Origin of the sequence: Psychrobium sp. nBUS_13, from assembly GCF_051201665.1 — a bacterium.
Lineage (GTDB): Bacteria > Pseudomonadota > Gammaproteobacteria > Enterobacterales > Psychrobiaceae > Psychrobium.
Genome location: NZ_CP179210.1, coordinates 4,001,272 through 4,014,766, shown reverse-complemented (window position 1 = coordinate 4,014,766; position 13,495 = coordinate 4,001,272). Strand labels below are relative to the sequence as shown.

Annotated in this window: 13 protein-coding genes and 1 pseudogene; 4 read left to right on the top strand and 10 right to left on the bottom strand. The window is 40.2% G+C overall.

Going from position 1 to position 13,495, the window contains the following annotated elements:
* Positions 1-214 precede the first annotated feature (214 nt).
* A complete protein-coding gene (locus ACMAZF_RS18710) occupies positions 215-2,017 on the bottom strand; it encodes an acyl-CoA dehydrogenase C-terminal domain-containing protein (protein ID WP_435275224.1) in 1,803 nt (600 codons plus the stop codon).
* A 419-nt stretch (positions 2,018-2,436) separates the two neighbouring features.
* Positions 2,437-3,072, bottom strand: coding sequence for a cAMP-activated global transcriptional regulator CRP (gene crp / locus ACMAZF_RS18705; protein WP_435275223.1), 636 nt, complete (start codon positions 3,070-3,072; stop codon positions 2,437-2,439).
* Between the two features lie 329 nt (positions 3,073-3,401).
* On the opposite strand from crp, the gene ACMAZF_RS18700 reads away from it, so the two are divergent.
* From ACMAZF_RS18700 to trpS, 3 genes are all read left to right on the top strand, one after another.
* On the top strand, positions 3,402-4,049 hold the full coding sequence (locus tag ACMAZF_RS18700) for a TorF family putative porin (protein ID WP_435275222.1): 648 nt from the start codon (positions 3,402-3,404) through the stop codon (positions 4,047-4,049).
* Positions 4,050-4,152: 103 nt separating this feature from the next.
* Positions 4,153-4,833 (top strand): ribulose-phosphate 3-epimerase, encoded by a 681-nt coding sequence (gene rpe / locus ACMAZF_RS18695; RefSeq protein WP_435275221.1) that lies wholly within the window; start codon positions 4,153-4,155, stop codon positions 4,831-4,833.
* A 17-nt stretch (positions 4,834-4,850) separates the two neighbouring features.
* Entirely contained in the window at positions 4,851-5,852 is a 1,002-nt protein-coding gene (gene trpS / locus ACMAZF_RS18690; RefSeq protein ID WP_435275220.1) for a tryptophan--tRNA ligase, read from the top strand.
* A gap of 120 nt (positions 5,853-5,972) precedes the next feature.
* On the opposite strand, the gene ACMAZF_RS18685 is transcribed toward trpS, so the two are convergent.
* The 8 genes and pseudogenes from ACMAZF_RS18685 to ccmI form a co-directional block, all read right to left on the bottom strand.
* Positions 5,973-6,638 (bottom strand): response regulator transcription factor, encoded by a 666-nt coding sequence (locus tag ACMAZF_RS18685; RefSeq protein WP_435275219.1) that lies wholly within the window; start codon positions 6,636-6,638, stop codon positions 5,973-5,975.
* A 194-nt stretch (positions 6,639-6,832) separates the two neighbouring features.
* A pseudogene (locus ACMAZF_RS18680) lies at positions 6,833-7,195 on the bottom strand (TRAP transporter large permease subunit); the annotation flags it as partial.
* A 24-nt stretch (positions 7,196-7,219) separates the two neighbouring features.
* Positions 7,220-7,693: a cytochrome c maturation protein CcmE gene (gene ccmE / locus ACMAZF_RS18675; protein ID WP_435275218.1), complete on the bottom strand. Its 474-nt coding sequence runs from the start codon at positions 7,691-7,693 to the stop codon at positions 7,220-7,222.
* Positions 7,677-7,895 (bottom strand): heme exporter protein CcmD, encoded by a 219-nt coding sequence (ccmD, locus tag ACMAZF_RS18670; RefSeq protein ID WP_435275217.1) that lies wholly within the window; start codon positions 7,893-7,895, stop codon positions 7,677-7,679. The genes ccmE and ccmD overlap by 17 nt, the downstream gene beginning before the upstream one ends.
* Positions 7,895-8,641 (bottom strand): heme ABC transporter permease CcmC, encoded by a 747-nt coding sequence (gene ccmC, locus ACMAZF_RS18665; RefSeq protein WP_435275216.1) that lies wholly within the window; start codon positions 8,639-8,641, stop codon positions 7,895-7,897. Before ccmC ends, ccmD begins: the two co-directional genes overlap by 1 nt.
* Before the next feature lie 28 nt (positions 8,642-8,669).
* Positions 8,670-9,362 (bottom strand): heme exporter protein CcmB, encoded by a 693-nt coding sequence (gene ccmB, locus ACMAZF_RS18660; RefSeq protein WP_435275215.1) that lies wholly within the window; start codon positions 9,360-9,362, stop codon positions 8,670-8,672.
* Positions 9,362-9,988, bottom strand: coding sequence for a cytochrome c biogenesis heme-transporting ATPase CcmA (gene ccmA, locus ACMAZF_RS18655; protein WP_435275214.1), 627 nt, complete (start codon positions 9,986-9,988; stop codon positions 9,362-9,364). The genes ccmB and ccmA overlap by 1 nt, the downstream gene beginning before the upstream one ends.
* A gap of 2 nt (positions 9,989-9,990) precedes the next feature.
* A complete protein-coding gene (gene ccmI / locus ACMAZF_RS18650; RefSeq protein WP_435275213.1) occupies positions 9,991-11,223 on the bottom strand; it encodes a c-type cytochrome biogenesis protein CcmI in 1,233 nt (410 codons plus the stop codon).
* Positions 11,224-11,524: 301 nt separating this feature from the next.
* On the opposite strand from ccmI, the gene ACMAZF_RS18645 reads away from it, so the two are divergent.
* Positions 11,525-13,495, top strand: coding sequence for a heme lyase CcmF/NrfE family subunit (locus ACMAZF_RS18645; RefSeq protein ID WP_435275212.1), 1,971 nt, complete (start codon positions 11,525-11,527; stop codon positions 13,493-13,495).

The window sequence follows — 13,495 nt, the reverse complement described above, 5'->3', positions numbered from 1 at the left end:
ATATTTTTATAATGAAAATGATATAGGAATTGAGTAGAGATAATTTTTGATTAAATTTAAAAAAATTATATTATTTCAAGTGGTTGAAGGTTTGGTTTGTTATTAATTCAAGTAATTATAAAGGAGATGATTTAATGCTGTTGATAGGAATAAAGTGCTGAACTGGGCGTAAAAAAGCCTCTTTAAAAAGAGGCTTTAAAAAATATTGTCAAGCTTAGAAAACGAAGTGTTCGCTATCAATCGCAGCTAACGTGTTGTTGCCAGCTTTGATCATTTCTACATGGGACAATGTGCGTGGTAAAATACGTGCAAAGTAAAATTTGGCAGTATCAAATTTTGCCTGATAGAAAGCTTGATCGCCTTCTCCTGAAGCTAGTTTTTCTAATGCAGCTTTAGCTGACTTAGCCCAAAAATAAGCGAGAGACACGTAGCCTGAATACATTAAATAATCAACTGATGCTGCACCAACTTCGTCTTGGTTTTGCATTGCTTTCATGCCAATTTCCATCGTAATTTCACCCCATTGCTTATTGAGATCAGCGAGTGGTTTGGTAAATTGTGCCATGTCAGGTGTTTCAGTTTCAGCTTTAACAAATTGGTGCACAATCTTAGTGAAGTTTTTCAGTAGTTCACCTTGAGTCATTAGTACCTTACGGCCCAATAAGTCTAGCGCTTGTACCCCTGTTGTTCCTTCGTAAAGCATTGATATTCGAGTATCACGAACAATTTGTTCCATGCCCCATTCCTGAATGAAACCATGACCACCAAAGACTTGGACACCATGATTGGCCGCTTCGAATCCTGTTTCGGTCATAAAGGCTTTCATAATCGGCGTTAAGAAAGAGAGAAGATCACTGGCTGCCTTGCGTTCTTCTGGTGTTTTTGCACTATGTGCCAAGTCATTTTGTTGGGCACCAAAATAAGCCATTGCACGATTACCTTCGGCAAAAGCTTTTTGAGTAAGTAGCATACGACGCACATCTGGGTGAACAATGATTGGATCAGCCGCACCTTGTGGGTTTTTAGCGCCGCTAAGTGAACGCATCTGTAGGCGGTCTTTAGCGTAAGCTACGGCACCTTGAAATGAAGCTTCAGCAGCGGTCAAACCTTGGATTGCTGTGCCAATACGTGCACTATTCATAAAGGTAAACATACAGTTGAGACCACGGTTTTCTGCGCCAATTAAGTAGCCTTTAGCGCCATCGAAATTCATGACACACGTCGCGTTGCCGTGAATACCCATTTTGTGTTCAAGTGAGCCACAACTTACGTTGTTTTTGTCCGTAATGTTACCTTGAGCGTCAAGGTTAAATTTAGGTACGATAAATAATGAGATGCCTTTAGTACCTTCAGGGGCCCCTGGTAGACGAGCTAATACAATATGAATAATATTTTCTGCCATATCGTGTTCACCAGAAGAAATAAAGATTTTAGTACCTGTAATATTGAAGCTACCGTCTTCATTTGGTTCTGCTTTTGTACGTAGTAGGCCTAAATCAGTGCCTGCGTGTGGTTCTGTCAGACACATTGTGCCTGTCCATTCGCCGCTAATTAATTTTGGCAGATAGGCTGATTTTTGCTCGTCTGTACCATGGCTTGTTAATGTGTTCATACAACCGTGGCTTAGCCCTGGATACATGCCCCATGACCAATTAGCAGTACCAACCATTTCGCTGATCACTGAACTTAACGATTCAGGAAGACCTTGGCCGCCGAATTCAGGATCATGTGCTAGTGATGGCCAACCGCCTTCGACATACTGTTGATATGCTTCTTTAAAACCTTCTGGTGTTGTTACACTGCCATCGTCTTGTCGGGTACACCCTTGTTGGTCACCAATTTGATTAAGTGGTGCAAGTACTTCTTCTGAAAATTTAGCGGCTTCAACTAGAATTGCGTTGACTAAATCAGGCGACGCTTCTTCACCGCTTGGCAAGTTGGCGTAGTGATTTTCGAAATCTAAGACGTCGTTCATTACAAATTCGATGTCTTTTAGTGGGGCTTTATAATCAGGCATGCTCACCTCAAATTAATTGTTATTATCATTAGAGTTTATTTCAAAACGCTTGTTTGAAACATTTGTTAGAATCGATACTAACAGCACAAATTCAATTCGTATAGAGTATCTACTCAAAAATTTGACACTTTTTAAGGGATCTTGAAACGGATAACTGATGAATGTGCGAAGGTGTAGTCTTTTAAAAGGAATATCTGATACCAATTGCATTAAATATTTGCCCACTTGTACTTGTTAAAATTAACTAAAATGGCGTTGCTCTCAATCCTAATAGCCAGCTATTAGTCAATCGAGCGCCTTGTTTTAGCTGATTTTCTCTACGCACAACAAGATCACTTACTTAATGCAATTGGTATTAGACATAAAAAAACGCGACCTGGAATCCAGATCGCGTTTATCAATTTATATGTATCGTGTTGTTAGCGAGTGCCAAATACTACGATGGTCTTGCCGTGTGCAGAAATGAGCTCTTGCTCTTCAAGTAATTTCAATACACGGCCAACGGTCTCACGAGAACAACTGACAATTTGACCAATTTCTTGACGAGTGATCTTTATTTGCATGCCGTCAGGGTGAGTCATCGCATCTGGCTGTTTACATAAATTCAGTAATGTTTGCGCAATACGACCAGTAACGTCTAAGAACGCTAAATCCCCAACTTTTTCACTGGTACTTTGTAAACGATCAGCCATCTGCTTAGATAACTTCATCAGGATTTCTGGGTTAGTTTGCACTAACTGTTTAAAGCGAGTAAATGAAATCTCAGCAATCGTACATGATTCACGAGTTTTAACCCATGCAGTACGCTCAGGCTCATCTTCAAATAATGCAAGTTCACCAACAAAATCACCTTTAGACAAATAAGATAAGATCATCTCTTTACCTTGTTCATCTTTTATAAGTACTGCCACTGAGCCGTCAATAATGTAATAAAGCGTATCTGCAACATCGCCGCGATGAATCAACGTACTTTTCTTTGGGTACTTATGTAAATGACACTGCGATAAAAACCAATCTATAACAGGATCTTGCTGCGGCTTTTGGATAATTGACATAAGTCCTCTTTACATTATTAAGCGTTATTGAATAGTAGCCGATAAGTGGTGATTTATCTATCGATAACAATGACTTTAACGCCAATCGATGTAACTATCAAAAAAAATTGCTAATTAGCGATTATAAATCGGCTGAACTAATAAGTTAATTAACTATTTTTAAAACAGTGACTTGATGCACCAAAATGGTTGTATATTGCTCGAAAATAGTGCAAAAATATGATTTCATTTTTAATAAATGCTTTTAATCTTCATTAAAATCAATCAATAATAAATTTGGTCTAGTTAGTGCTTTACAAAAATATATCAATTATTAATAAGGACTCTCCATGAAGAAAACCGTTTTAATGCTTAGCGCTGTGGCGTTAGCAACAGGATTATTTACCACCTCATCTCACGCTGTTGAAGGCTTATCAGCAAACGCAGCAGTAACCAATAATTATATTTGGCGTGGCGTTACGCAAACCGATGATCAAGCCGCTGTTTCTGGTGGCATCGATTTTAACGCCAAATCAGGATTTTATGTCGGTGCATGGGCGTCGAATGTAAAATACGGCACTGCAAATTCAGAATTGGATTTATATGCAGGCTATGGTTTCGAAGTCGGCGAATTTGCATTTGATGTCGGTTTTTTAAATTACGGCTACCCAGCAGGCGATGATCTTGATTTTTCAGAAGTGTACGCGAGCGTGAATTGGGAATTTTTAACTGTTGGCTATAACGTATTAGCTGACTCTGATGCGGGTGGTGACTTTGGTGACGATGATTACATATTCGTCGACATGGCATTTGAAGTAAGTGAAGGTTTAGAGTTGGGCTTTCATTATGGTTCTTCAAGCTTTGATGCCGGTGGAGATTATAGTGATTATGGCGTGAGCTTAAGTAAAAATGGATTTACTTTTGCAATATCAGATACCGATAACAGCGGTGATGATATGAAAGTTGCAATAAGTTATTCAATTGATTTCGATCTCTAAACACTAATTAATATGGCGACAGATATGCCGCCATATTATCACTTCACCCCTAAGCTTCACTCCTGTATTATTGCGCTTTCAATTCTTGGTATGAGATTGCGTAATGAAAGATTTTTTAATTGCTCCATCGATTTTATCTGCTGACTTTGCCCGCCTAGGCGAAGATGTGGATCGTGTTTTAACAAGCGGCGCCGATGTTGTTCACTTTGATGTGATGGATAATCATTATGTACCCGCATTATCATTTGGCCCGGCAATTTGTCAGGCATTACGTGATTACGGGATAAAAGCACCTATAGATGTACATTTAATGGTATCGCCGGTCGATTCCTTGGTACCGCAGTTCGCTAAAGCGGGGGCTTCAATTATTACTTTTCATCCGGAAGCCACTCAGCACCTTGATAGAACATTGCAGCTCATTAAAGATAACGGTTGTCAGGCGGGTGTTGTGTTAAACCCTGCGACGCCCTTAACTTGTTTAGAATATATTATGGATAAGCTTGATGTTATTTTGCTAATGTCAGTTAACCCAGGGTTCGGTGGTCAAAGTTTCATTCCATCAACGTTAGATAAATTGCGCCAAGTTCGCCAATTAATTGATGACAGCGGTTATGATATTCGCCTAGAAGTTGATGGTGGTGTCAAAGTAGATAATATTGGTGAGATTGCTGCCGCCGGTGCTGACATGTTTGTCGCTGGTTCGGCTATATTTAATCAGCCTGATTATAAGACTGTCATTGATGAAATGCGCCTTGAATTAAAAAATTGTAACAACAGTAAATAACATAAAGAGAAATAATCATGTCAAAACCTGTGGTATTAAGTGGGATTCAACCGTCTGGCGGTTTAACGATCGGTAATTACATTGGTGCTATTAACCAATGGCTACCGATGCAAGAAAACAATGATTGTTTCTTTATGTTAGCTGATTTACACACCATTACTGTTCGTCAAGATCCGGCGGTAATGCGAGAGCGCGTATTGGAGTGTCTAGCGATGTATATTGCCTGTGGTTTAGATCCTAAAAAAAGCACTATTTTTACGCAATCGCAAGTTCCTGAACATGCTCAACTAGGTTGGATTTTAAATTGTTACGCCCAAATGGGTGAGCTAAACCGAATGACGCAGTTTAAAGATAAATCTTCTCGTCACGCTCAAAATGTCAATGTTGGATTATTTGGCTATCCAGTACTTCAAGCTGCTGATATCTTGCTGTATCAAGCCGATAGTGTGCCTGTTGGCGAAGACCAAAAGCAGCACCTTGAGCTAACACGTGATATCGCAACACGCTTTAATAATTTATATGGCGAAGTTTTTAAGTTACCAGCGCCGTTTATTCCTAAAGTTGGTGCGCGTGTAATGAGCCTGCAAGATCCTCTGAAGAAAATGTCTAAGTCAGATGATAACGTTAACAACTTTATTATGCTGTTAGATGAGCCTAAGAAAATTGAGAAGAAATTAAAACGTGCGGTGACTGACTCTGATGAACAGGCTCGGATTTACTTTGATAATGATGAAAAGCCAGGCGTATCCAATCTGCTAACTTTAATGTCTTGTATGACTGGTCGCGCTATTGATGATCTTGTACCAGAATATGAAGACAAAATGTATGGTCACTTGAAAAAAGATACAGCAGACGCTGTATTATCGGTGATAGAACCACTTCAACAACGCTATTTCGAGCTGCGTAAAGATGAAGGCGCATTATTAAATATTATGAAAGATGCTGCTGAACGAGCTTCTGAAAAAGCGGCCGTTACTCTAGATAAAGCGAAAGATGCGTTAGGGTTGATTTCAGTTTAATCACCTTTATTGTGTTTTATAGGTAATAAAAAAGCTGCTCAAAGCAGCTTTTTTTATGTTCAGTACAAATGGTTTCCAGTAACGCTAAGGGTAACAAGGAGCTGATATTCGTTATTTTCACTACACCATTAGTTGGTAAGTTAATGTATGTTGCTTCGCCCAATTAAGCAGTTCAACACGATTACGACACTCGGTTTTTCTGAAAATTGAATACAAATGAGTTTTTACTGTGTGCGGGCTGATATTGAGTGAATCAGCAACTTCTTGATTTTTAGCACCCTGACAAACCAGTTTAATGATTGTCTTTTCACGCTTAGTTAGGCCTGCGGCGAGAGGTTGCGTCGGTGTCATTGATGCTTGCATGCTTGTTGGCATATTTTCAAATAAACTTGCTAGCGTTTGGCTTAATACTTTACGAGAGAACCACCATTCGCCATTCATTAAACAGCGTAAACCTTTCAATAATTGGTCTGTTTCGATATCTGTGTAAAAAGCAGCTTTAATACCCATTTGAACACAAATATATTCATTGACTGAATCTTTCGGCACATTAATGAGTGCAAGTTGATGCTTACGACTAACATCATTAATTTGCTTTGGAATACCGTGTTGGTCGATATCTAAAGTTCTAGAATCCAATAACACTATTCCATCAGGAAGTTGATTAACTTGGTCAACTTGGGTGGAAACGATTTTTAAATCTAATGTTTGCAAAATCAAAGTTAATTTTGATAATGCACTATCAGAAACGGTTGAAACTATATATATCGGAGTATTTTTCATCATTACCTTACGTAAATTCAATTTTCCTATAGTGCAATTTTAGGAAAGGGTTACTAATACAAAATTATTATACAACTATAATTTAGCAGGGAATCGGGAAAAGTAAAATTTTAATAAAAAATTCTTTGAGAAGAATTTTAAAGTAGTCGCTCCCATCCCTTTAATTGACTACTTTTCTATGACGCTGCTTTCGGTTTTTATTCCATCGACAAGCCAAAGACACTTGGAAACATAATGAGCATTGCAAGTACTGCCACTTGAATCATAATAAATGGGATAACTCCTTTATAAATACCCGTGGTTGCCACGCCTTTAGGGGCGACACCTTTGAGATAGAACAAACTAAACCCAAAGGGGGGCAAAAATGACGACTGCAAATTCATTGCAATGAGTATAGCAAACCAAATCATATTTATCCCTAAAGATTCGGCTATTGGTGTCAAAATAGGCACAATAATGAAAGCGACTTCAACAAAGTCAATAAAAAAGCCAAGAATAAGGATCGCAATCATTGCTAATGCGATGAATGTCCACTTTTCACCTGGTAATTGCAACATGAATCGCTACCGTTGATATGGGAGATTTTAGTAAGCAGCTTTCGCCTTCTCTGCTTTTTGGTGTTGTTTTTTCATTGCATCTGCAATTTCTGGCGCTACATAATTTTCGTCATGCTTTGCAAGCACTTCAGTAGCGACGATGACATTGCCTTCAGCTAACACACCATTTGCGACTATACCTTGACCTTCGCGGAACAAATCAGGCAATAGTCCTTCATAAGTTACAGTGACTTCGTGAGTCGCATCAAACACAACAAATGATACTTCCAAGTCCTGACTGTTTTTAACTAGCGAGCCCTCTTTAACCATGCCACCAATTCGCAGGCGTTGACCGATAACTGGCTTAAGCCCTGTGTCTTCTTTACCGCCAATAATTTCATGGGGTGTGTAAAATAAATTGATATTTTGGCTAAGTGAATAAAGCACCAACCCAACGACGGCTGCAAAACCGACGAAGATGATAGAAATGATAGTGAGGCGCTTTTTACGTCTTGGATTCATTAGTTTTCTTATCCTTTCTCATTTGTTTTAATTTGTCTTCGTGCTGTGCACGTTTAGCTATTTCTTTTAATAATGAATTTTTACGTCGAACACTAACAATGGTTAGTGTCGTTAGTAGGGTAAAGGTAATACCGTAGGCCCACCAAACGTAAAAGGCATGTCCACCCATCGCGATAAAGTCGCTAAAACTATCAAAATGCATTATTTATCTCCTACTTTAGTGGCCAGTTCACGTACCCATGGGCGCATTGCATTTCGTGCAAGAACCTCATTTTTGAATCTGACTAAAGTTAGCGCTCCGATCATTAAGGCAAAGGCAAGAATATTGGTTAATAATGGCCATAACATTTCACTGCTCATCGAAGGTGCTGACAGTTTGGAAATTGTTGCTGTTTGGTGTAGCGTATTCCACCATTCAACGGAGTATTTAATGATAGGAATGTTTACCACACCCACTAAGGTTAGGATCCCTGCTGCGCGGCTTGCTAATGCTTTATCTTCAAACGCATTATGTAACGCAATAACGCCTAAATATAAAAATAGAAGAATAAGATAAGAGGTTAGTCGTGCGTCCCATACCCATGAAGTTCCCCACGATGGCGCGCCCCATATTGCACCTGTAATTAACGCGATAGCTGTTAACGTTGCGCCAATCGGTGCCATTGCTGCGGCGGCGGCATCAGCGAGCTTTAACTGCCAGACCATAGAAATCAGTACAGCGGTTGCCATTGCCATATAAACACTCATTGAGAGTGTTGCTGCAGGAACATGGATGTAAATAATCCGATAATACTCTTTCTGGTATAACTCTGCTGGTGCAAACGCTAATCCCCAAACGGCTCCAACGACTAATAATACGATACTAGAGATCGCAAACCACGGCTGTAGCGTTGACGCTAGCTGGTAGCTGCGTTCTGCTTTTGCGTATGGATGTAACCACTTCCACATAATCTATTTACTCACCTAAAAATTTAAATTAATTGGTACTAACGCGCAATGCGGCACTTACTGCAAATGGACTCAAGGTCAATGCAAGTACTAACAACGCTGAAATAATTGCTATATGTCCACTATAAGGCATATTAAGCGCTGCAGCTTCTATGGCGCCAGTCGCGAAAATTAAGACTGGTATATATAGTGGTAAAATCAATAAACTTAATAGAACGCCGCCTTTTTTGAGGCCAACTGTCAATGCTACACCAATCGCGCCGATCAGGCTCAATATTGGCGTTCCCAATGCTAATGTTATCATAAGTGCAGGGTAGGCTAGCGGATCCATATGCAGCATTAATGCAAGTAATGGTGCGATTAATATAATAGGAAGCCCGGTTAGTAGCCAGTGAGCGCTAATTTTAGCTAGCACCATAATAAATAAAGGCTGAGGGCTCAGTAGCATTTGCTCAAGCGAACCATCGCTGAAGTCATTTTTAAATAATCTTTCCAATGACAAGAGCGCTGATAATAGCGCTGCCACCCAAATAATACCTGGAGCAATTCGTGTTAATAGATTTGTTTCTGGTCCAATACCTAGCGGGAACAAGGTAATAACTATCACTAAAAAAATCAGCGGATTTAAAATATCCCCTTTGTTATGCACTGCAACTTTTAAGTCGCGGTGCATAACTTGCCAAAATAATTGACGATAACTTAGTGGATGAGGCGTGGACATTAAATGAGATCCTCTAAGTTGATGCGTTGCACTGACTGGTTAGCTATTTGTAATTCTTGATGGCTGGTAAATATTATCGCGCCGCCGCGTGCTACATGATCCAGAAATAACTGCTCTAGCTGCGCAACGCCAGATTTATCAATGGCGGTAAAGGGTTCGTCTAGGATCCAAATCTTACTGGTGCTTTGCCACAATCGAGCAAGGGCAATACGACGATTTTGACCTGCCGAAAGATGCGATGCGTAGCTGTCTTCAAACCCAGTTAAACTGACGCGTTCAATCGCATTGTCGATATTATCAATGCTGTCTTGTTGTAACGCTAAACTAAAGGATAAGTTCTCAACCGCAGTAAGTTCACCTTTAACACCAGCTAAGTGGCCAATAAAGGTTAAATCCTGATAGTAATTTTCGCGACATTTTGTAATAGCTTGCTCTTGGTAGCGCACTTCACCTTCATACGGAAGAGATAATCCGGCGAGCAGACGCAGCAGGCTAGTTTTTCCGGCACCGTTAGCACCTTCAATCTGAATTAAATCGCCAGCATTTACCGTAAATGAAAGTTCGTCAAATAAAACACGATCTTCACGAATACAAGTTAATTGGTGAGCGCGCAACAAGCTGTTCATGATTATTCTGCTACTTTATCAATGATAAGTTGATAAGGCTGCTGGGCGTCAATATCTGCTTTTTCAATCATGCCGTGTAAGTCACCTGATTTAATTCCAGGACTGCCACTTTTTGAGACAACAGCAAATAACCGCACTTGTTTGTGCTGACTAATTTTAGCTGCTGGTGTCATCGCTCGAGAATCATCTAAGCGAATGGATAGTGGTAAATCGCCCGCGGTAAGCTTGATTGCCGCTAGTGGCATACGAGGGCCTTCAAGCGCAATTGCATAAATAAAGATCGTTTGGTCTGATGTAAAAGAACCATCTAGTTTTTCACTAATAGCAACGTCAACATCAACGCCGCTTTTTGACACAACTGGTGTCTCAACTTCAGGGATCGGTTGACCTGTCATTGCCAATCGTTGCTTTGCATTGGCAATTGCATTGGTTAGTGCATCGATGTCAGTACCTGGACGACCGTTGTTCACTACACGTTGCCACACCACAATAGCTTGTCCGTAGTTTCCGTTAACAAAATTATCCATGCCAACCAACACTAAGGTTGATACATCGTTGGGATCAAGTGCTAAGGCTTGTTCGATGAGTTGCTTAACTTCATCCGTCATTTGTTGATTGTTTTTATAATACAGAGCTTGAGCTTGAGGGCCGATAAACTCAGCATGCTCACCAACCATAGTAATTAGTTTTTTAAATGACGCGATAGCATTGTCAAATTGCTGCGCTGAGATATAAAAATGCGCCAAGTTAAATAACATTTCACTGTTATTAGGATTTTGAGCAACTTTTTCTTCAAGCAGCGACAGTGCTTGTTGATATTTCTCTTGCTGTGATTTTGCTTGAGCATTCTGAGCCATCGCTTGTTCAAGGTGTTGAGATTCACCAATATTTAGATACATATAAATTGATGCTGATGCTAGCAAACCGCTCAAGATAATAGGGAAAAGTATCGAGTGAGATTTTACTTCTAGTTGCTCGCTACTATCTGTTGCTTCTTGTAATAGCTTACGGCCTAGCTCTGTTTTTAGCTCGTCGTATTCTTGTTGATCAATACGATTTTCAGCAAGTTGAGTATCAATTTTTTCTAATGAAGTGAAATAGCTTTCTTTATTAGCTTCATTTCGCGCATTATTCGATTGCGCTTTGATTTGGCTATTTCGAGCATAAGGCCACCATAAAATAAGAAGTGCTATTAGCACCATAAAACCTATTGCTGCCCAAAGTTCAGTTGTCATGATTTGACTCGTCGCCAATGCTTATGAAAAATTGGTGCTGATTGTACGTTAAAATATGCCTTGTGGTATAGCTATCACCGTAAAATTTATGCAGGATCAAGTTGCGAAAAATAAATTATAAAAATCATGAAACTTTTGCTGATTATCAGTGTCCATCGAGCTTCTGTTGTTTTAATTGTACGGACCTAAATAAGGATTTTTTGATCTTTATTAGTTAATCGAGGTTGTGATCAGTTATTATAAGTACCCGATGCATTATGCTGCTAAATAGCAGTTTTATCTTTAATACTGAGGAAGTGAAATGATCCCTGAGTTAGGAAATTTCTCATTTATCGTCGGACTAATGTTCGCAATTGCTCTTGGCGTTATCCCACTAGTTGGTGTGGCGCAAAATAATTTAAGCCTAATTCGTTACGCTAGACCTCTCACCTTCGGCATGTTCTTCTTTGCCGCTGTAAGTTATGGCTTATTAACTTATAGTTTTATAACCGACGATTTCTCTGTGGCGTACATCGCGCACCAGTCTAATACTGAATTGCCGATTCAATATAAAATTGCCGCTGTGTTTGGTGGTCATGAAGGCTCATTGTTATTTTGGGTATTAACATTATGTGTCTGGACATTGGCATTGGCAGCAACTAGTCGACAATTAGAAGAAGCCTTCGTTGCTAGAGTACTATCAATTCTGGGGTTGGTTGCGGCTGGTTTCTTCCTATTTACTTTGCTTACCTCTAATCCTTTCGATCGAATTTTATTTGATATTCCAACGCAGGGGCGAGATCTAAATCCGTTGTTACAGGATATTGGACTTATTCTCCATCCACCTATGCTTTATCTTGGCTATGTTGGCTTTTCTGTCGCCTTTGCATTTGCCGTCGCGGCGCTGATGAGTGGCAAAATGGATGCCGCATGGGCTCGCTGGACAAGGCCTTGGACACTCGCTGCTTGGGCATTTCTAACGGTAGGTATCATGCTCGGTAGTTGGTGGGCATATTATGAACTTGGCTGGGGCGGCTGGTGGTTCTGGGATCCCGTAGAAAATGCCTCATTTATGCCGTGGCTAGTTGGAACAGCACTTATTCATTCGTTATCGGTTACCGAACAGCGCGGTCAATTTAGAAACTGGACGGTATTACTAGCGATTTCTGCATTTTCGTTAAGCTTATTAGGAACCTTCTTAGTACGTTCTGGTGTGCTTAATTCAGTACATTCATTCGCAGCCGATCCTTCGCGCGGTATGTTTATATTGTTGCTCCTTGCTATTGCGGTAATAGGCTCTCTGACCTTGTTTGCATTTAAAGCAAGTTCATTGCGTGAGCCGTCTAATTTTGAATTACTTTCTAAAGAAACATTAATTCTCTTAGGCAATATAGCATTGGTTGTAGCGACAGCAACTGTTTTACTTGGCACGTTATACCCACTGTTAGTTGACGCGCTAGGATATGGAAAAATATCGGTAGGTCCCCCATTCTTCAATACCGTGTTTAATCCCATTATTGCGGTAATGGTGGTGATTATGGCGGCGGCGCCTATTATTCGTTGGAAGAAAAATAAAGCGGGTACGCTAATTAATGAGCTTGGCATAATTGCATTGGTTAGCGTGATTTTTGGTCTTGCATTTCCAATCGTCTATGGTGATGAGTTTATCGGTTGGGTTGCAATTGGAATGGGCCTCGCTTGTTGGTTAACCTTAGGTACGTTGAAAAATACTCATACCAGTATAAAAGGGCGAGACGGTAAACTTGATATAACGCGTCCGACCCAAAGTTATTGGGGCATGGTAACTGCCCATCTCGGTATTGCTATTGCTATTGTTGGTGTGACCTTGGTTAGCCATTACGAATCGCAACTTGATGTTCGAATGGATAAAGGCGATAAAGTATCACTCAGCGGCTATGAGTTCTCATTACAAACGGTAGAACCCGTTGAAGGGCCAAACTATAGTTCACAACGTGCAACTATTATTGCGTATGAGAATGGCCAACGAGTAGCAAGCCTTCACCCTGAACGTCGAGTGTATCGCGTGCAAACGATGGGAATGACTGAGGCTGGCATTGACAGTACCCTGACTCGAGATTTATTTGTTGCCTTAGGTGATCCACTTGATAACGACGCTTGGGCAGTACGAATTTACGTTAAACCATATATCAATCTATTATGGTTGGCTGGTTTGATAATAATGCTAGGTGGATTCTTATGTATGTTTGATAAGCGTTACCGCCGCAAATCAACAGCTAATGCATCCGTTGAATCTCAACCGGCAATTGCCTAG